The sequence below is a fragment of the Micromonospora sp. NPDC049662 genome, from assembly GCF_040675055.1.
In the GTDB taxonomy this organism is placed as follows: Bacteria; Actinomycetota; Actinomycetes; order Mycobacteriales; family Micromonosporaceae; genus Micromonospora.
Map to the genome: position 1 here is coordinate 122,940 of NZ_JBFAOC010000010.1, position 18,602 is coordinate 141,541.

An 18,602-nucleotide genomic window follows, 5' to 3' on the forward strand; every position below is an offset into this window, starting at 1 on the left:
CAGCGTGCCCGAAGGTGACACCGTCTGGAACACCGCCCGCGTGCTGCACCGCGCGCTGGCCGGCGCGCGGCTGTCCGGCTCCGACTTCCGGGTGCCCCGGCTGGCCACCACCGACCTCACCGGCTGGACCGTCCGCGAGTCGGCCAGCCGGGGCAAGCACCTGCTGCTCCGCCTCTCCGCCCCGGACGACGCGCCGTGGACGCTGCACTCCCACCTGCGGATGGACGGCGCCTGGCGGGCGTACGCGCCGGGCGAACGGTGGAGCGGCCGGCCCGCGCACCTGATCCGGGTGGTGCTGCGCAGCCCCGGCGCGGTGGCGGTGGGCTACCACCTGCACGAGCTGACCCTGGTGCCCACCGTCGAGGAGGACGCCCTGGTGGGCCACCTCGGGCCGGACCTGCTCGGCGTGGACTGGGACCCGGCCGAGGCGACCCAGCGCCTCGCCGCACATCCCGAGCAGACCATCGGCGAGGCCCTGCTCGACCAGCGCAACCTGGCCGGGGTGGGCAACCTCTACAAGTGCGAGGTGCTGTTCCTGCGAGGCGTGTCACCGTGGACGTCCGTGCGGGCGGTGCCCGATCTGCCGGGTATGGTCGCCCTCGCGCAGCGGCTGCTGGCCGCCAACCGTGGACGCTGGACGCAGAGCACCACCGGCTCGCTGCACCGGGGGCAGACCAGCTACGTGTACGGCCGCCGCGCCCAGCCGTGCCGCCGCTGCGGCACCGCCATCAGCAAGGAGGAGCTGGGCGAGCGCGTCACCTACTGGTGCCCGGTGTGCCAGCCCGAGCGGCCGGGAAGCCCGCCACCGGGCTGACCGGGCGTTGTGGATCGAGGTCATCCCAGATACGGACGATTGGGTAATTCCTAACCGACCCCTCGACGTCGCATGCTGCGGTTGGGTGCTCACCGCCTGTCAGCAGAGTGCCGAGGGCCGCCACGCCGGGGTGGTGTTCTTCCTCGTGCCCCGACCCCGGGGAGAGTCATGGCGATCTTCCGCAGACTCCGCTCCACCTTCTTCTACCGGACCGCCCCTGACGGCCTCGGTCGGACGGCGTCCGTTCCCACGGCGCGTACCGCCGAGGAGGCCGCGCCCACGGCGAGTCTGGATCCGTCCGCCGAGCCACGCTGCTTCGGAACGGTGCCGAACGTCGCGTACAGTCCCCGCCCGACGCGTGACCCCGATGGCCGGCCGGTGCCGGGCACGGGCCTGCGCAAGTTCGTCGACGCGCTGCCCGTACCCGGCGAGCAGGCGCTGCCGGTGGCGGTGCCCGACACGATCAGCTACCCGGGCTGCGACTACTACGAGATCGGGCTCCAGGAGTACGCGCAACGCCTGCACCGGGATCTGCCGGTCACCCGGCTGCGCGGCTACCGACAGCTCAACCTGGGCACCGACCCGTCGGGCCACAACACGGTGGCGCCACCGGAGCGGCCCTGGCACCTCGGCCCGATGATCCGCGCTCGGCGCGGCCGACCGGTCCGGGTGAAGTTCATCAACCAGCTTCCCACCGGCCGGGCCGGCGAGTTGTTCCTGCCGGTCGACGAGACGGTCGAGGGTGCCGGTCTCGGGCCGCTGGACGGCCCGGCGCCGTACCCGCAGAACCGGGCGGTGCTGCACCTGGCCGGGGCGCAGACCGGGTGGACCAGCGCGGGCAACCCGGGACACTGGATCACCCCGGCCGGGGAGATCACCCCGTACCCGACGGGGACCGGCCTCACGCCCGTGCCGGACATGCCGGCGCCCGGCTCCGGCGCCACCACGCTCTACTTCCCCAACGAGCAGAGCGGCCGGCTGCTGTCGTTCCACGACAACACCCTCGGGCTGGCCCGGCTCACGGTCTACGGTGGGCAGCTCGCGCCGTACCTGCTCACCGACCCGGTCGAGGACGAACTCGTCGCCGAGGGGGTGCTGCCGGCCGAGCAGGTGCCCCTGGTGATCGAGGACAAGACGTTCGTGCCGGACGACACCCAGCTGGCCGCCGAGGATCCGACCTGGGACCGGGAACGCTGGGGGGCTCGCGGCAGCCTGTGGTACCCCCACGTCTACCAGCCCCGGCAGAACCCGTACCGGTCCGGCGGACGCAACCCCACCGGTCGGTGGGACTACGGCCCCTGGTCGCGCCGTCCGGCGCCGGACGGCGGTCGGGACGACAGCGGACCCACCGTGGACGGTTGGCCGATGGCCGAACGGATCGCGGGCGAGCCGCCGCTGACCGGTCCGGGGCCGGTGCCGAACCCGCACCACGACCCCGTCGGCGGTGGCGCCGAACCACCGCTGCGCCCCGGGGTGCCGCACCCGTCGGCGGTGCCCGCGGCGTACGGGGACACCCCGCTGGTCAACGGTGTCGCATACCCGTACCTGCGGGTACGCCCCACGGTGTACCGCCTGCGCATCCTCAACGCCTGCCTGGACCGCAGCCTCAACCTCCAGCTCTACCGGGCCTGCTCGGACGCGCCGATGTGGGCCGACGACGGCAGCCTGGCCGACGCGGACGCCGGCGAGGTGCCGATGGTGCCCGCCGTGCGGTCGGCGGACCGGCCGGCCGGTTGGCCGAGCGACGGGCGTGACGGCGGTGTGCCCGACCCGCGCGCCGCCGGCCCGGAGTTCGTCCAGATCGGCAACGAGGCCGGTCTGCTGCCCGCCCCGGTGGTGCTGCCGAACCGGCCGATCGGCTACCGCTACGACCGGCTCGACCCGACCGTGCTGAACGTCGACGGGCACACGCTCCTGCTCGCCCCGGGTGAGGCAGCCGACGTGCTCGTCGACTTCTCCAGCGTGGAACCGGGCAGCACGCTGATCCTCTACAACGACGCCCCGGCGCCGCTGCCCGGCTTCGATGAGCGCTACGACCAGCACACCGACGCGCCGGACCGCACGGCCGGGGGCGGTCCGCCGCCCACCGAACCGGGGTACGGCCCGAACACCCGTACCCTGCTGCAGTTCCGGGTGGCCGGCACGCCCGACGGGCCGTACGACGTGGACCGGCTGCGGGAGCGGCTGCCGGCGGCGTACGCGGCCAGCCAGCGCCCGCCGATCGTGCCGCAGCCGGCGTACGACCCGGCGTTCGGCAGCCGGACCACGGCCGAGACGGTCGTCTCCGCGCACGCCGACACGGTGACGTTCACGCCGCTCGCGGGCACCGGTCCGGTGACGCTGCCGATCGAGGTCAAGGCCGCGCAGCAGGTCTTCGAGCCCGGTCACGGCCGGCTGGCCGGGCGTCTCGGGGTCGGTCATCCGCACATCGGGCCGCTCGCCCCGGCGACCCTGCCGCTCGGGTCGACCGATCCGGTGACCGAGGTGCTGTTCGCGGCCGACCCGGCCATACCGGTGGGCGCCCCGACCGACGGCACGCAGCTCTGGCGGATCAGCGGCAACGTACGGCAGACCGAGCCGCTGCGCTTCGGCGGCTGCGACGTGCAGATCGTCAACCGGGTGGGCTGGGACGGCACGCAGCGCCCCCCGCACCCGGCGGAGCTGGGCTGGAAGCAGATCGTCCGGGTCAACCCCCGCGAGGACGTGGTGGTGGCGCTGCGTCCGGTGGCCCCGGCCCTGCCGTTCAAGCTGGGCGACAGCGTGCGGCTGCTCGACCCCGGACGTCCGGCCGGCGCGCGGACCGGGTCGACGCCGGTCAGCCCGACCGACGGGCGACCGGCCGTGGTCGTCAACCAGATGGTCAACCTGGGTTGGGAGTACCGCTGGCACAGCCAGCTCGCCGGCCATCGCGACCTGGGGATGAGCCGACCGTTGGTGCTGCGGGTGACGCCGCGGGCGCCCACCGGACTCACCGCCACACCCGTGCCCGGCTCGGCCACCGCCCTACCGGCGATCGCCCTGACCTGGACCGGCAACGGCGGTCGCCCGCCCGCGACGAGTCACCTGCTGCAACGGGCCACCGACGGGTCCTTCGGCGGCGACGTCACCACGATCACCGTCGCGGCCACCGCGACCCGCTACATCGACGCGACGGTCACCCCCGGCGTCACGTACCACTACCGGATCCGGGCGGAGAACGAGGTGAGCTACTCGTCCTGGTCGAACAGCGTGCCCGCCTCGGTGCACCTCGCCGCGCCGGGCGGCCTGATCGCGGCGATCCCACCCGCCGCGCCGCTGCGGGTGGCGCTGCGCTGGACGAACCGCTCCTTCGCCACCGGCATCGACGTACAGCGGGCCACCAACCCGACCTTCACCAGCGGGCCGGGCACCACCGCGATCGGGGTCGGCGACAACCACCTGGACACCACGGCCGCGCCGGACACCACGTACTACTACCGGGTCCGCACCACGTACCTGGGCGCCGCCTCGGCGTGGTCGACGGTGGCCGCGGCGAGCACTCCGCCCGCGCCGAGCACCCCCGGCGAGGTGAACGCCACCGCGAGCGCGCCGGGCCCGGACACCGCCACGGTGGTGCTGGTCTGGACGGCGAACACCCCCGTCGGCCCGGGCTCCGGGTTCATCGTGCAGCGGGCGCTGGACCCGACGTTCGCGCACGAGGTGGCGACCTTCACGGTGACCGGTCGCGGCTTCACCAACACGGGTCTGGCCCGGGGCGTGACCTACCACTACCGGATCCGGTCGTTCAACGTGGTGGGCAGCTCGCCGTACACCGGTCCGATCCCGGTCACGACGCCACCGTGACGGGCGGGCGCGGCGCGTGGGGTGCGGCTCAGCGGGTGGGCGCGCGCAGGCCGGCGCCGCCGGCGCGCAGCTCGGCCAGGGCCGAGGCCACGCCGTGCAGAAGGTCGGTGGCCTCGGTGAGCCGGTCGGCGGCCGGGTGGGTGGGCTCCGGGCGGGCGTCCTCGGCGAGGTAGCCGGCGGCGGCGACCACCAACCGCTCGTATGCCGCCACCCCGCTCTCCAACTGGGCGGTCAACGCGGCGTGCGCGTCGGCCAGCGGCGGCCGGGCGTCGGTCGGCGCGAGCCGCAGGGCCCGTTCGACGCTGGCCACCCGGTTGGCGAGTTCCCGCAGCGACCGGTCGGCGGCAGCGGCCTCCAGCACGGCCGGCTCGGCCAGCCCGGTGAGCCGGGGCGCCATCCCCGCCAGGGTGAGCGAGGCACGGTCCAGTCGCGCCCACTGCTGGCCGGCGGTGGTGCCACGCAGCGCGACCCGGCCGCGCACCCGGCGTACCTCGGCCAGCACGCCCGAGCCGACCGGCAGTCGCTCCACGGCGGCCACCAGCCGGGCCCGGGACCGGGCGGCGGCCTCGGCCGGGTCCAGCGCCGGGGGCGCGGGCCGGGCGGCCAGCGCCCGCAGGTCGATCCAGCGCCAGGCGGCCAACGCCAGCGCGCTGCCCGCGGCGCCGGCCCAGGCCGCATCCGGCAGACCGAGCCCGGCGTACGGCGTCAGCACCGCCGTGGCCCCGCCGAGCCCACCGGCCAGTACGCTCCACCGCCGGGCGGACCGGCGCAGCCGACCCAATTGACGGAAGTAGCGTGTCCGCTCGTCTGCCACCGAAAGACCCCCTCGGACCGGTCGTTCAGCCGGCGGCGGTCGGGTCGCCGGTGCCCCGCTCGCGGGCCATGCTCGCGCGCAGCTCGTCCAGCCGGGCGGCGGCGGCCGGGTCGCTGCCCGAGCCCGCCTGCTCGCCCTGTGGGACCGCCGGGCGCTGCGCCGTGCCGCCGAGCTGCTCCCCCACCATGCTGGAACGGATCTGCTCCAGCCGGGCCGAGCCCGCCGAGTCGATGGTCGCCTTCTGGATCTCCAGCATCCGACCCTCGACGGAGTTGCCGGCCAGTTCGGCGCGGCCCATCGCGTTGGCGTACCGCCGCTCGATCCGGTCCCGCACCTCGTCCAGGGACGGGGTGGTGCCGGGTGCGGTGAGCGTCGACATCGACTCCAACGAGCGGGCCACGGTCTCCTGCATCTTGGCCTGCTCCAGCTGGCTGAGCAGCTTGGTGCGCTCGGCGAGCTTCTGCTGGAGGATCATCGAGTTGTTCTCGACGGCGCGGCGGGCCTGCGCGGCCGCGCCGAGCGCCTGGTCGTGCAGGGTCTTCAGGTCCTCGGTGGCCTGCTCGGCGGAGACCAGCTGGGTGGCCAGGGCCTGCGCGGACTGCTCGAACCGCACCGCTTCGGCCTCGTCGCCCTTGGCGCGGGCCTGGTCGGACAGCACCAGGGCCTGCCGGGCGTTGCCCTGGAGCCGCTCGACCTCGGACATCTGCCGGGACAGCTTCATCTCCAGCTGACGCTGGTTGCCGATGACGGCGGCCGCCTGCTGGACCAGCGCCTGGTGCTGCCGCTGGGCATCCTCGATGGCCTGCTGGATCTGCACCTTCGGGTCGGCGTGCTCGTCGATCTTCGCGCCGAAGAGCGCCATCAGGTAGTTCCAGCCCTTGACGAACGGGTTCGCCATCTCCGCGGTATCCCCTCAGTAGCGTCGCTGCACCGCGGTCGGGCCGGATTGCGCCGACCGACCGCGACCCGGCCGGTCTCCATCGTCCCAGCCGAACGCCAGCGCGGCATCCGTACCGGGCGCACGACGGGCACCGTCGGCTCCTGCGGGCAACCCTACGCGGCCGGGGCCACCTCGCCCATGGGCAACGGACGCACGGTGCTCAGGCGGCGCAGACCACGTCCCGGTCGCGCTCGGTGGGCCGGACCCGGGTGCTGCGCAGCGTCGCCCGCAGCGGGGAATCCTGCCGGACCGACACCGCGACCTTGCCGTCGGAGGTGACCTGGCGGACGCCCCGGTTGGCGGCCTTGCGCACGGCGGCCGGCGCGACGGGCGCGGCCTCGGCCGGCTCGTCCTGCATGCCGACGAGCACCCCGGCGGGCATCTGCTCGGCGAGCGCCACGGTGTCGCTCACCTCGCGGAGAAGTTCGGAAAGGCGGGCGCCGAGCGCGTCACAGATCGCGGCCAGCAGCTCGCTGGACGGCTCCTTGTGCCCCCGCTCGATCTCGGAGAGGTAACCGAGGCTGACGTTGGCGGCGGTGGACACCTCACGCAGTGTGCGCTGCTGTCCCTGCCGGCGCGCCCGCAGTGCGTCACCGATCACCCGGCGTAGCAGGACCATCGCACCTCCCCCTGAGGGATACCTCACGCCCGGCGTCGGGCAGCCGGCCGCGGCGGACCGCGCCGGCTCCGAGCGTCGGAGCCTTCCCGCAACCGTACCCGCTGCGCGCCCCGGCGACATCCCACCCCGCCCGTCGGATCCTGGCGGGACGGCTCACGGACGCCCCAGGCCGGCCGCGCCCAGACCGTCCCGGACGCTTTCGGCGGCCGCTCCCGAGCCGTTCCCGGCGACCCCGGCGGCCGTCTTCTCGCCAGCGGGGGCAGCCACGTCCGTTGTCTCCAGGCCCTCGATGGCGGCCTCGTCGGCGGCGTGGATGTGTTCGGCGAGCAGCCGCAACGCCTCGATCACGGCAGCCGAGCGTACGTGGTCCCGCCCCCCGTCGAGGTCGAGTTCGCGGACCTCGACGCCGGTCGGGCCGGCGACCGCGACGTAGACCAGGCCGACGGGCTTGCCGTCCTGCGGCTCCGGGCCGGCGACCCCGGTGGTGGCGAGCCCCCAGTCCGCCCCGCAGCGCCGCCGACCGCCCTCGGCGAGCGCCGCCGCCACGTCGGGGTCGACGGGTCCGCGCTCGGCCAGCAGGTCGGACGGCACGTCGGCGAGCGTGGCCTTCAGTTCGGTGGCGTAGACGACCAGCCCGCCCCGGTAGATCCGGCTGACCCCGGCGATCTCCACGATCGACGCGGCCAGCAGCCCGCCGGTGAGCGATTCGACGGTGGCGAGGGTCTCGTGCCGCTGCGAAAGGCTGTGCACGACAGCCGCCGCCGCGCTCCCCGTCGCGTTCTCGTCCCGCTGCATGATCCCGTCCTTCCCCACCCGCCAACCCCCAACCCTCCCGGCCGGACCCCGTGGATCATGAAGTTATCGCCTCGACACGCCGGCCCGAACCGCAACAACGTCATGATCACGCGCCGGGGCGACGGGCTCGGGGCGGGTTAGGGGTGGGGGCGGCGGAGGCGGAGGGCCTGGAGGATGTAGTCGAAGCCGGTTGCCACCGTGACCAGGACGGCGGCAACCATGATCCAGGGGCCGACGGCGGCGAGGGCGGCCGGCATCGGCCAGAGGTACCAGGCGATGGCCAGGATCTGCAGCGCGGTCTTGATCTTGCCGCCACGGCTGGCCGCGATCACCCCGTGCCGGATCACCCAGAACCGCAGCCCGGTGATGCCCAGCTCGCGGACCAGGATCAGCGCCGTCACCCACCAGGGCAGCCGGTCGTACCAGGAGAGCAGCACCAGAGCCGCGCCGGTGAGCGCCTTGTCGGCGATCGGGTCGGCCACCTTGCCGACCGAGGTGACCAGCCCGAACCGGCGGGCGATCCAACCGTCCACCAGGTCGGTCGCCGAGGCCACCGCGAAGATCAGGCAGGCGGCCATCCGCCAGCCGGCGTGGGTCATCCCCGACACGATCACCGAGGCGGCGAAGACCGGCACCAGCACCAGCCGCAGGGCGGTCAGCGCGTTGGCGGCGTTGAGCACGGGCACCCGCGCGACCACCCGGGCCGGCGTCGACTCCGTCGCCCCGGTCACCGTCTCGCTCCGCTCGGGCCGCCGTGGCGTTCCCGACACCGCACCACCTGGCTCCCCCGCTCCGTCCGGACCCGCCGTCACCGTGCCGCGCCGGGCGCCGCCGAGATCATCTCATCCGGCACCGCGAGCAGATCCACCCCTTCGGTGCCGGTCACCGTGGCCCGCACCAGGTCACCCGGGCGCAGTGCGCTCAGGTCGACCCCGCCGTCGACCGGCGCGACCAGGGTGGTCGATCCGTCCACCTCCGGCGCCTGGTGCGCGGCCCGGCCCTCCACCACGCCGTCCACGATCGCGTCGACCAGCACCTCGACGGTCGAGCCGAGCCGGTCCTCGGCCCGCTGGGAGCAGAGCTCGTCGGCGAGCGCGCTCAGCCGGTCGTACCGCCGCTTGATGGTCGCGGCGGACACCTTGCCGGGCAGTCCGGCGGCCTCGGTGCCGTCCTCGTCGCTGTAGTCGAACATGCCGATCGCGTCGAGCCGGGCCTCGGTCAGGAACCGGGTCAGCTCGTCGATGTCGGCGCGGGTCTCGCCGGGGAAGCCGACGATGAAGTTGCTCCGCGCGCCCGCCTCCGGAGCCAGCGCCCGGGCGCTGGCCAGCAGCTCCAGGAACCGGTCGGTGGAGCCGAAACGCCGCATCCGGCGCAGCACGGGCTCGCTGGAGTGCTGGAACGACAGGTCGAAGTACGGGGCCACCCCGGGGGTACCGGCGATCGCCTCGACCAGCCCGGGCCGCGTCTCGGCCGGCTGGAGATAGCTCACCCGCACCCGGACGATGCCGGACACCGCGGCGAGCTGCGGCAGCAGCTTCTCCAGCGCGCGCGGGTCGCCCAGGTCCTTGCCGTACGAGGTCGAGTTCTCGCTGACCAGCACCAGCTCCCGTACGCCGGTCTTGGCCAGCCACTCCGCCTCGGCGAGCAGCTCGTCCGGGGTTCGCGAGACGAACGCCCCACGGAACGCCGGGATGGCACAGAACGCGCAGCGCCGGTCACAGCCACTGGCGAGCTTCAACGACGCGACCGGGCCGGTGTCGAGTCGACGGCGCAGCACCTGACGCAGGTGCGCCGGGGTGTGCTCGTCGGTCTCGACGGCGGCACGCGCCACGGTGCCGTGCCCGGGCAGGGACACCCCGCTGTCGCGGCGCTTCACCGGCGTCAGGGGCAGCAGCTCCCGGCGGTCCCGCGGGGTGTGCGCGGTGACCTGTTCACCGGCGACCACGGCGTTGAGCCGGGCGGCGATGTCCGGGTAGTCGTCGAAGCTCAGCACCGCCTGCGCCTCGGGCAGACTGTCGGCCAGCTCCTTGCCGTACCGCTCGGCCATGCAGCCGGCGGCCACCACCTTCGCGCCCGTCCCGGCGGCGGCGAGCAGCGTCTGGATGGAATCCTGCTTGGCCTTCTCCACGAAGCCGCAGGTGTTCACGACCACCACGTCGGCACCCTCGCCGTCGGTGCTCACCTGCCAGCCGTCGGCGTGCAGCCGGGCGGCCAACTCCTCCGAGTCGACCTCGTTACGGGCGCAGCCCAGGGTGAGCAGGGCGACGCGACGGCCCTCGGCGTTGTCGGAAGCGGAAGGAGAGGTGGCAGACACCATCCGAGGGTACCGGGCCGCTCGCGGTAGCCCGCGCACGCGGGCACGGCGGCCGGCGGGATCACACCACGTGCGGGCGTCGGTCACCGGGTCACGGCGGTCGCCCGGGTCAGGGCGTCGAGCAGGAAGACCTCGGTACCGGCCAGGCCCGTGCAGCAGAAGACGGAGACCTGGTCCGCCGTGGTCCGGCCGGGAACCGCGCCCGCCAGGATGCCGCCCAGGTCCCGCAGCCGTCCGGCGTACGCGGGCAGCGCCGCGAGCATCGGCGGTTGGTAGTCCGCCGCCTGGGCCGGCGAGTCGGTGACCAGCAGGTCGGCGGCGTCCAGCAGGTCGGTGCCGAACTCGCTGCGGTCGTGCTGCTTGAAGCCGACCGTGTTGACGTGCGTGCCGGGGCTCACGTCGGCGGCGCGCAGCACCGGCGTGGGGCTCGTGGTGGCGAGCACCACGATGTCCCGGCCGGTGACGGCCGCGCCGGGGTCGGCGACCGCGCGGGCCGGCACGCCCAGTTCGGCGCGTACCCGGCTGGCGAAGGCGTCCCGGCGCGCGGTCGAACGGCTGTGCACCACCACCTCGCGCAGCGGGCGCACGGCCGCGGCGGCCCACACCTGGGTCCAGGCCTGCCGCCCGGAGCCGATCACGCCGAGGGTGGTCGCGTCCGGCCGGGCCAGCGCGTCCACCGCGACGCCGCCCAGTCCACCGGTGCGACGGGAGCCCAGCTCCTCGCCGACGGCGACCGCCCGCACCGCCCCGGTGGCGGCGTCGTGCAACACGACCAGTTGCTCGCCCTGAGGGTGGCCGAACGTGTCGTACGAGCGGTAGCCGTACCACTGGCCGACCAGGTGCCCGGCGGTGAGCACCATCCGCCCGCCACCGAGCGGGGCGGCGGCCCGGGGCGGGGCGACCAGGCGCCCCTCGTACGCGGCCACCAGGGCGGCCCGCATGGCGTCGACGGTGGTGGCGGCGTCCAGGGCGGCGGCGACCTCGGGGTCGGCATAGAGCAGGGCCATGCCCGCCATAGTGCAAGTTGAAGCGAAGTAGAGGTCAATGCGTGGTGGCGTGGGTCACCGTCCGGGGCCGCCAGCCGGTGCTAGCGTCGGCCGTGGTGGCCCCGGACGCGGTGGTCACTCCGGACGAGCGGTGGGCGTACCCGGTCAGGCCAAGACGCCCCAGCAGACTGACCCGACTCGTCCTCGTGAGGTGAACGATGGCCTGGCTCGTACTCGTGATCTCCGGGCTGCTGGAGACGGCCTGGGCCGTCGCCCTGGACCGCAGCGCCGGCTTCAGCCGGCTGCTCCCCTCGGTGGTGTTCGTGGTGGCCCTGGCGCTGAGCATGGGCGGCCTGGCGTACGCGCTGCGCGACATCCCGGTCGGCACCGGCTACGCCGTCTGGGTCGGTATCGGCGCGGTGGGCACGGCGCTGGTCGGAATGGTGGCGCTCGGCGAGTCGGTGAGCCTGCCCCGGGTCTTCTGCCTGCTGCTGGTGGTCGCCGGCGTGGTCGGCCTGAAGATCTTCCATTGACGATCACGCGTGGCGAGCGCCCACAGTGGGTAGTGATCGGTTCGTCACGACAGGCTCTCATCCGGAGGACGACATGGCCGACATCCCCACCACCGCCCGCCCGCGCAGCAACGCCGCCCGCATCCTCACCATCGTGGGTTTCGTGTTCGCGGTGCTCGCCCTGCTGCTCAACCCGATCATCTTCGGCGTGCTCGGCATCATCGCCGGCATCGTCGGCGCGGTCCTGGGTGACAAGCCGCTGGGCTGGTACGCCGCCGCGGCCAGCGGCGTGGCCGCGATCATCGGCCTGGTGGTCGTCGCGGCTCTGATCAACAACTGACCCACCCCGACGTCACGGGCCCGCCGGTATCCGGCGGGCCCGTCGGGTGTCCGGGGTCGCGAGTGGTCAGTCGACGTCGCCGCGCAGACCGACCAGGACCTCCTCCAGCTCGTCCGGCTTGACCAGCACGTCGCGCGCCTTCGACCCCTCGGACGGCCCGACGACCCCACGGGTCTCCATGAGATCCATGAGCCGGCCCGCCTTGGCGAAACCGACCCGCAGCTTGCGCTGGAGCATCGAGGTGGAGCCGAACTGCGAGGTGACCACCAGCTCCACCGCCTGCACCAGCAGGTCGAGGTCGTCGCCGATGTCCTCGTCGATCTTCTTCTGATTGTCCTTGGCGGGGGCCAGCACGTCCGGCCGGAACTCCGGCTCACGCTGGTCCTTGCAGAACTTCACCACGTCGGCGATCTCGCGCTCGGTGACCCAGGCGCCCTGGATGCGGACCGGCTTCGACGCGCCCATCGGCAGGAAGAGCCCGTCACCCCGGCCGAGCAGCTTCTCCGCGCCCGGCTGGTCGAGAATGACCCGCGAGTCCGCGAGGGACGAGGTGGCGAACGCCAGCCGGGACGGCACGTTCGCCTTGATCAGACCGGTCACCACGTCGACCGAGGGCCGCTGGGTGGCCAGCACCAGGTGGATACCGGCGGCCCGCGCCAGCTGGGTGATCCGGACGACCGAGTCCTCCACGTCACGCGGCGCGACCATCATCAGGTCGGCCAGCTCGTCCACGATCACCAGCAGGTACGGGTACGGGCGCATCTCCCGCTCGCTGCCCGGCGGCGCCTTGATCTCGCCGTTGCGCACCTTGCGGTTGAAGTCGTCGATGTGCCGGACGCCGTTGGCCGCGAGGTCGTCGTAGCGCATGTCCATCTCGCGGACGACCCAGTCCAGCGAGTCGGCCGCCTTCTTGGCGTTCGTGACGATCGGCGTGACCAGGTGCGGGATGCCCTCGTAGCCGGTCATCTCGACCCGCTTCGGGTCGATCAGCAGCAGCCGCACCTCGTCCGGGGTGGCCCGGGTGAGCACGGAGACCAGCAGGGTGTTGAGGCAGGACGACTTGCCCGCGCCGGTGGCCCCGGCGATCAGGATGTGCGGCATCTTCGCGAGGTTGGCCACCACGTAGCCGCCCTCGATGTCCTTGCCGAGCGCCACCACCATCGGATGGTGGTCGCTCGTCGCCGCCCGCGAACGCAGCACGTCGCCGAGGGCCACGTTCTCCGGGTCGGTGTTCGGGATCTCCACGCCGACCGCGCTCTTGCCCGGGATCGGGCTGAGGATCCGTACGTCCGGCGACTTCACCGCGTAGGCGATGTTGCGGGAGAGCTGGGTGATCCGCTCGACCTTGACGCCGTGCCCCAACTCCACCTCGTAGCGGGTGACCGTCGGACCCCGGGTGAAGCCGGTGACGGCGGCGTCCACGTCGAACTGGTCGAAGACGCCGGTCAGCGCGGCGATCACCTCGTCGTTGGCCTTGCTGCGGGTCTTCGCGGCAGCACCGGCGCTGAGCATGTTCGCCGGCGGCAGGGTGTAGTCGCCGGCCAGCCCGGTCAACGCGAGCTGCTCGGCGCGGGTGGGCGCGGGCGAGTGCTCGGGCGGCTCGGCCGGCTTGCGGCTGGCCGGCACCTTCGCCGGGGCCTTGCGCGGCAACACCATGGTCTCCTGGAGGTCCGCGCCCTCGGTGTCCTCGAAGTCGTCCGGGTCGATCGGTGGCGGCATCCGCTTCGACGGACGCCTGCGCGCGGGCCGCGCGACCGGCTCGTCGTCCTCCTCGGTGGTCTCCGGAGACGCGACCAGCCCTCCGGCGAGCAGGCCCAGCCGCTCCGGGATCTTGTTGATCGGCGTCGCCGTCACCACGAGCAGGCCGAAGAGCAGGAGCAGGACCAGCAGGGGTACGGCCACCCAGGCGGTGACCGCCCGTTCCAGCAGCCCGCCCACGCCGGCGCCGACGAGGCCACCGGCGAAGTCACGCTCCACGGTGTCCACCGGGTCCTGGCCGATCTGGAGCAGCGCCGCGGTCGACACCAGCAGCGAACCCCACCCGATCAGCCCTCGACCCCGGTGCTCCGGATCGATCGGCTGACGCATGAGCCGCCACGCCCCGATCATCAGCAGCACCGGCACCACGACGGAGATCGCGCCGAGGAACAGCCGGACCGTGTCGGCCAGGCGGGCGCCCACCGGGCCCGCGCCGGAGAACCACAGCGCCACGGCGCTGAGCAGGGCCAGCCCGAACAGCAGCAGTCCGGCCCCGTCACGGCGGTGCTCCGGGTCCAGGTCGCGGGCGGAGGCGGCCTGCCGGCCGGCGGCCCGCACCGCCCACCCCATCCCGTGCGCCAGCCCCATCCACAGTGCACCGACAGCGCGGCCCACGTAGACGGCGGGGCCCGGACGGGCGGGTGTGGTGCGTCGCCGTACCGGTGCCCGGGTCTTCTTCGCCGGTTGACGGGCACGGCTGTTGGTGCCACCGCGCGGCGACGCGCCGCGTCGCCGGCTCGCCTGAGAGGTACGGCCCGCCATAGAGTCACGGTAACGGTGGGGCCGGGCAGATCGCCGCTTTTCCGGGTCGTGTCCGCGCGTCGCAGCACGGACCCCGCCGCCGGTCGTGATATCCGCCTCAGAAGGGATGCCCGATGGCGTCGCCGGGAATCGAGGACGATCCGCTGGCCGGGCACCCCGGTGCGGTACGCCCGCTGACCGGCGAGCTGATCGCCGCGGTGCTCGCCGCGCGCGGCCGCCCGTTCGGCCGTGCCCCCGACGGTGACCTCGTGGGACGCTTCGACGACAACCTGATCTGGTTCCTGCGCCTCGGCGCCGATGGCGAGCTGCTCCAGGTCCGCACGATGGTCGCGCCGACCTTCGGGATCGAACGGGTGCCCGACCTGTACGCCTTCTGCAACGCGTGGAACCACGACCGGCTCTGGCCGAAGGCGTTCGTGCACGTCGACGACGCCGGCCGGGCCCGGATCCACGGTGAGGTGATCACCGACCTGGAACGTGGCGTCACGCCCCACCAGCTCGACCGACTGCTCGACTGCGGCATCACGACCGGCTGCCAACTCGCCGTGGCGGTCGGTCGCCTGCCCGGCGCGGTGTCGACGTGACCGGCCGGGAGGAGACCACGGGCAGCCGTACCGACCGGGCGCACGCGCCCGCCAGCGGAGACGGCGGCCGGGGTGTCGGGCAGCGCGTCCCGGCATTGGTGTCCGCGCTCGCCGACGCCCGGGACCTGCCCGACGGGTCCGGCCGGCTGGCCGCGCTGGAACGGGTCGCCGAGCGCGCCGACGCCGCCGCGGACGCCCGGTCCGCGCTGGACGCGAGGTTCGCGCTCATCGAGGCGTACCTGCTGCACGGCGAGCGGTGGCGGATCGTCGAGCCGGTACGGCGCTGCCGGGCCGCCGCCGACCGGTGGCCCACGCTGCTCGGCGACCCCGAGACCGTGCTGCTGACGCGCTACCAGCGGTACGCGGTGGAGGCGCTGCTCGGCACCCCCCGGGTGGGGCTGGACCAGACCCGACTACTCCTGACCGATTTGGCCGAGCGGGTGGGGACGGGCGGGCTCGACGGGCCGACCGTCGCCGAACTGCGCTGCCGGATCGCCGACCAACTGGGCGACGAACCCACCGCCCGGCACTTCTACCGGCAGTGGGCGGGTACGCGTGGCGGTCCGGCCGGCGGGTGCCCCGGCTGCGCCCCGGCCCGCCGCGCGGAACTGCTGGCCGGCTGGGGCGAGTGGCGGGAGGCCCGCGCCGAGCTGGAGGCGTACGACACCGACGCCCCGGCCTGCACCGACCAGCCCGAGCGGGCGCTGGTCGCCGGACTGCTGCCACGGTTACGGCTCGGCGCGGCCGAGGAGGCCGCGGCGGCGCACGTGCGGGCGTACCGGCGGCACCGGCGCGAGCGCGCCGCGTTCGGGCATCTCGCGACCCACCTGCGGTTCTGCGCGCTCGGCGGGCATCTGGAGCGCGGGCTGGCCATCCTGACCGAGCAGCTGCCCCGGCTGGACCGGCCCACCGACGACCTCGCCGCCATGGAGTTCGCCGCGGCGGGGGCGCTGGTCTGCGGGCTGGCCGACGAGACGGGGCTGGGCGAGCGACGGGTGCGCCGCCCGGCGTACGGCGAGCGTCCGGCCACCGAACTGGACGTGTCGACGCTCGGCGCGCTGCTGCTCGGCCTCGCCACCGACCTGGCCGGCAGCTTCGACGCCCGCAACGGCACCGGTCACCAGTCCGGCAGGATCGCGGCCTGGCTGGCCGAACGTCCCGCCGCGGCGGCGGTGCCGCTGCCGGATGGCGGCGACGTCGCCGACGAGGAGGACGACGCCGGTCCCGGGCCGGACGGGGAGTCCGAGCGGGAGCTGATGGCGCTCACCGCCGACCTCATCACCGCGACCCTGGACCGGCGCGGCGACCGGTACCTGATCGACGACGACGGCACGGTGGTCGGCCGGTGGGGCGCCGCGGTGATCCAGTTCCGACGGGCTGGCGAGCGGGGCGAGGTGCTGCACACCCGGGCGATGGCCGACCGGCGGCTGCCGGCCACGCGGCGGTCCGAGGCGTACGCCTTCTGCAACGCGTGGAACCACGACCGGCTGCTGCCCAAGGCGTACGCGCACGACCTCGACAGCGAGATCGTGCTCGCCGGGGACGCGGCCACCGACCTGGCGCACGGGGTCGCGCCGGCGCAGTTGCGGGTGCTGGTGGACGCCGCCATCGCCACCGGCGTCGCGTACGCGGAGGCCGTCGCCGCCCTGCCCTGACCCGCGAGCGGGCCCGAAGGTTGCGGCCCGACGGGTGACTGTGCGACATCCGACAGCGCGCAACCGGACGTGCGCAACGGCTGTGGTACCGCCGTGGTCCGCAACAGAATCCGGGCCGGCCACCGACATCCACGGGGGACGTCGGCGACCGGCCCGGTCACGCGTGCGTCAGACCTCGACGACGGTGGGCACGATCATGGGCCGCCGTCGGTACGCGTCGTTGACCCACCGCCCCACGGTCCGCCGGACGATCTGCTGAAGCTGGTGCGGGTCGGTGATGCCGTCCGAGGCGGCACGGTTGAGCGCCTCGGTGACCAGCGGGATCACCGGGTTGAACGCCTCCGGGTCCTCGGAGAAGCCCTTCGCGGACAACGTCGGACCGGCGACCACCTTGCCGGTGACCGAGTCGACGACGACGGTCGTGGCGATGAACCCGCCGTCACCGAGGATCCGCCGTTCGGTGAGCAGCGACTCGCTGACGTCACCGACGGCGAGGCCGTCGACGTAGACGTACCGGCTCTTCACGTGCCCGACCAGGCTGGCGCGGCCCTCGACCAGGTCGACGACGTCGCCGTCCTCGCAGATCACCACCCGGTCGGGGGCGACCCCGGACTCGATGCCCAGCCGGGCGTGCGCCCGCAGGTGGCGCCACTCGCCGTGCACGGGCATCAGGTTGCTGGGCCGGACCACGTTGAGCAGGTAGAGCAGTTCGCCGGCCGGCGCGTGCCCGGAGACGTGCACCTTCGCGACGTCCTTGTGCACGACCACCGCCCCGGCGCGGGCGAGCCGGTTGATGACCCGGTAGACCGAGGTCTCGTTACCCGGCACCAGCGAGGAGGCCAGCACCACGGTGTCCCCCGGGGCGATGGTGATGTGCCGGTGGTCGCCGCTGGCCATCCGACCGAGCGCGCTCATCGGCTCGCCCTGCGACCCGGTGGACATCAGCACGATCTGGTCCGGAGGCAGCGTCGTCGCCTCCTCGATCCCGATGACCAGGCCGGCCGGGATGTTGAGCAGGCCGAGGTCGCGGGCGATACCCATGTTGCGGACCATGGACCGGCCGATCAGGGCGACCTTGCGACCGTGCTCCAGCGCGGAGTCGAAGACCTGCTGCACCCGGTGGACGTGCGAGGCGAACGAGGCCACGATGATCCGACCCTTCGCCTTCGCGAAGATCGAGTCGAGCACCGGCCCGATCTCCCGCTCCGGGGTGACGAAGCCGGGGATCTCCGCGTTGGTGGAGTCGGAGAGCAGCAGGTCGACGCCCTCGGCGCCGAGCCGCGCGAAACCGGCCAGGTCGGTGATCCGGCCGTCCAGCGGGAGCTGGTCCATCTTGAAGTCGCCGGTGTGCAGCACCAGGCCGGCCGGGGTACGGATGGCCACCGCGAGCGCGTCCGGGATGGAGTGGTTGACCGCGAAGAACTCGCACTCGAACGGCCCGAGCCGCTCGCGGCCACCCTCGCGCACGGTCAGCGTGTAGGGCTGGATCCGCCGCTCGGCCAGCTTCGCCTCGACCAGGGCGAGGGTGAACTGCGAGCCGACCAGCGGGATGTCGGGTTTGTGGGCCAGCAGGTACGGCACCGCGCCGATGTGGTCCTCGTGGCCATGGGTCAGCACGATCGCCTGCACGTCGGCCAGCCGGTCCAGGATCGGGCCGAAATCGGGCAGGATCAGGTCCACGCCCGGTTGCTCGACGTCGGGGAAGAGCACCCCGCAGTCGACGATCAGCAACTTGCCGTCGTACTCGAAGACGGTCATGTTCCGACCGATGGCGCCGAGCCCGCCGAGCGGGATGATCCGCAGGCCACCTTCCGGCAGCGGCGGGGGTAGTTCCGCCTCGATGTGCGCCTCGGTCACGCGTCCACCTCATTCTGCGACGCCGTCACT

15 protein-coding genes and 1 riboswitch are annotated in these 18,602 nt (G+C 73.8%); of the genes, 6 read left to right on the plus strand and 9 right to left on the minus strand.

All coding sequences use genetic code 11. The features are described 5' to 3' along the window. The first annotated feature begins 4 nt into the window (after positions 1-4). Together AB0J36_RS10970 and AB0J36_RS10975 are read left to right on the plus strand one after the other, a co-directional pair. Positions 5-814 carry a DNA-formamidopyrimidine glycosylase family protein gene (locus AB0J36_RS10970; protein WP_357122523.1) on the plus strand — a complete coding sequence of 270 codons (810 nt, stop codon included), beginning with the start codon at positions 5-7 and terminating at the stop codon, positions 812-814. Between the two features lie 168 nt (positions 815-982). After that, on the plus strand, positions 983-4,636 hold the full coding sequence (locus tag AB0J36_RS10975; RefSeq protein ID WP_363660439.1) for a hypothetical protein: 3,654 nt from the start codon (positions 983-985) through the stop codon (positions 4,634-4,636). A 28-nt stretch (positions 4,637-4,664) separates the two neighbouring features. On the opposite strand, the gene AB0J36_RS10980 is transcribed toward AB0J36_RS10975, so the two are convergent. The 7 genes from AB0J36_RS10980 to AB0J36_RS11010 all read right to left on the minus strand — a co-directional run bounded on the left by AB0J36_RS10980 (position 4,665) and on the right by AB0J36_RS11010 (position 11,125). After that, complete coding sequence (locus AB0J36_RS10980; RefSeq protein ID WP_363660440.1) at positions 4,665-5,450, minus strand: hypothetical protein; 786 nt, start codon at positions 5,448-5,450, stop codon at positions 4,665-4,667. Positions 5,451-5,475: 25 nt separating this feature from the next. Then, complete coding sequence (locus tag AB0J36_RS10985; protein ID WP_363660441.1) at positions 5,476-6,348, minus strand: PspA/IM30 family protein; 873 nt, start codon at positions 6,346-6,348, stop codon at positions 5,476-5,478. Between the two features lie 202 nt (positions 6,349-6,550). Beyond that, positions 6,551-7,009 (minus strand): helix-turn-helix transcriptional regulator, encoded by a 459-nt coding sequence (locus AB0J36_RS10990; RefSeq protein WP_357122511.1) that lies wholly within the window; start codon positions 7,007-7,009, stop codon positions 6,551-6,553. A gap of 153 nt (positions 7,010-7,162) precedes the next feature. Further along, the gene (locus AB0J36_RS10995; protein WP_363660442.1) at positions 7,163-7,804 is read right to left on the minus strand and encodes a CinA family protein; all 642 of its coding nucleotides are present in this window, start codon (positions 7,802-7,804) and stop codon (positions 7,163-7,165) included. Between the two features lie 137 nt (positions 7,805-7,941). Beyond that, positions 7,942-8,535, minus strand: a complete 594-nt coding sequence (pgsA, locus tag AB0J36_RS11000; RefSeq protein WP_357175170.1) for a CDP-diacylglycerol--glycerol-3-phosphate 3-phosphatidyltransferase — start codon at positions 8,533-8,535, stop codon at positions 7,942-7,944. A gap of 77 nt (positions 8,536-8,612) precedes the next feature. Beyond that, positions 8,613-10,121 (minus strand): 30S ribosomal protein S12 methylthiotransferase RimO, encoded by a 1,509-nt coding sequence (rimO, locus tag AB0J36_RS11005; protein WP_357122502.1) that lies wholly within the window; start codon positions 10,119-10,121, stop codon positions 8,613-8,615. Positions 10,122-10,201: 80 nt separating this feature from the next. Next, positions 10,202-11,125: an ornithine cyclodeaminase family protein gene (locus AB0J36_RS11010; protein ID WP_357122499.1), complete on the minus strand. Its 924-nt coding sequence runs from the start codon at positions 11,123-11,125 to the stop codon at positions 10,202-10,204. Positions 11,126-11,217: 92 nt separating this feature from the next. After that, positions 11,218-11,289: riboswitch (guanidine-III (ykkC-III) riboswitch) on the plus strand. Positions 11,290-11,322: 33 nt separating this feature from the next. On the opposite strand from AB0J36_RS11010, the gene AB0J36_RS11015 reads away from it, so the two are divergent. Next, the gene (locus AB0J36_RS11015; protein WP_357122496.1) at positions 11,323-11,637 is read left to right on the plus strand and encodes an SMR family transporter; all 315 of its coding nucleotides are present in this window, start codon (positions 11,323-11,325) and stop codon (positions 11,635-11,637) included. Between the two features lie 73 nt (positions 11,638-11,710). Further along, positions 11,711-11,956: a hypothetical protein gene (locus AB0J36_RS11020; protein WP_357122493.1), complete on the plus strand. Its 246-nt coding sequence runs from the start codon at positions 11,711-11,713 to the stop codon at positions 11,954-11,956. A 66-nt stretch (positions 11,957-12,022) separates the two neighbouring features. Here AB0J36_RS11020 and AB0J36_RS11025 read toward each other — a convergent pair whose 3' ends face one another. Continuing rightward, a complete protein-coding gene (locus tag AB0J36_RS11025) occupies positions 12,023-14,476 on the minus strand; it encodes a DNA translocase FtsK 4TM domain-containing protein (protein WP_357393723.1) in 2,454 nt (817 codons plus the stop codon). A 113-nt stretch (positions 14,477-14,589) separates the two neighbouring features. Between AB0J36_RS11025 and AB0J36_RS11030 the strand changes: the two genes are divergently transcribed. Together AB0J36_RS11030 and AB0J36_RS11035 are read left to right on the plus strand one after the other, a co-directional pair. Beyond that, positions 14,590-15,060 carry a YbjN domain-containing protein gene (locus tag AB0J36_RS11030; RefSeq protein ID WP_357393721.1) on the plus strand — a complete coding sequence of 157 codons (471 nt, stop codon included), beginning with the start codon at positions 14,590-14,592 and terminating at the stop codon, positions 15,058-15,060. Positions 15,061-15,158: 98 nt separating this feature from the next. After that, positions 15,159-16,715, plus strand: coding sequence for a YbjN domain-containing protein (locus AB0J36_RS11035; protein ID WP_357393747.1), 1,557 nt, complete (start codon positions 15,159-15,161; stop codon positions 16,713-16,715). A gap of 168 nt (positions 16,716-16,883) precedes the next feature. Here the strand turns inward: AB0J36_RS11035 and AB0J36_RS11040 are convergent, their stop codons facing one another. Further along, entirely contained in the window at positions 16,884-18,572 is a 1,689-nt protein-coding gene (locus AB0J36_RS11040; protein ID WP_357122486.1) for a ribonuclease J, read from the minus strand. Positions 18,573-18,602: the final 30 nt, after the last annotated feature.

Excerpts from the sequence above, each read along its gene's own strand:
- AB0J36_RS11020 (WP_357122493.1), top strand. The coding sequence starts at position 11,711 with ATGGCCGACATCCCCACCACCGCCCGCCCGCGCAGCAACGCCGCCCGC.
- AB0J36_RS11025 (WP_357393723.1), bottom strand. The coding sequence starts at position 14,476 with ATGGCGGGCCGTACCTCTCAGGCGAGCCGGCGACGCGGCGCGTCGCCG.
- rimO (WP_357122502.1), bottom strand. The coding sequence starts at position 10,121 with ATGGTGTCTGCCACCTCTCCTTCCGCTTCCGACAACGCCGAGGGCCGT.
- AB0J36_RS10975 (WP_363660439.1), top strand. The coding sequence starts at position 983 with ATGGCGATCTTCCGCAGACTCCGCTCCACCTTCTTCTACCGGACCGCC.
- AB0J36_RS11010 (WP_357122499.1), bottom strand. The coding sequence starts at position 11,125 with ATGGCCCTGCTCTATGCCGACCCCGAGGTCGCCGCCGCCCTGGACGCC.
- AB0J36_RS11015 (WP_357122496.1), top strand. The coding sequence starts at position 11,323 with ATGGCCTGGCTCGTACTCGTGATCTCCGGGCTGCTGGAGACGGCCTGG.
- AB0J36_RS10985 (WP_363660441.1), bottom strand. The coding sequence starts at position 6,348 with ATGGCGAACCCGTTCGTCAAGGGCTGGAACTACCTGATGGCGCTCTTC.
- AB0J36_RS10995 (WP_363660442.1), bottom strand. The coding sequence starts at position 7,804 with ATGCAGCGGGACGAGAACGCGACGGGGAGCGCGGCGGCGGCTGTCGTG.
- AB0J36_RS10990 (WP_357122511.1), bottom strand. The coding sequence starts at position 7,009 with ATGGTCCTGCTACGCCGGGTGATCGGTGACGCACTGCGGGCGCGCCGG.
- AB0J36_RS11030 (WP_357393721.1), top strand. The coding sequence starts at position 14,590 with ATGGCGTCGCCGGGAATCGAGGACGATCCGCTGGCCGGGCACCCCGGT.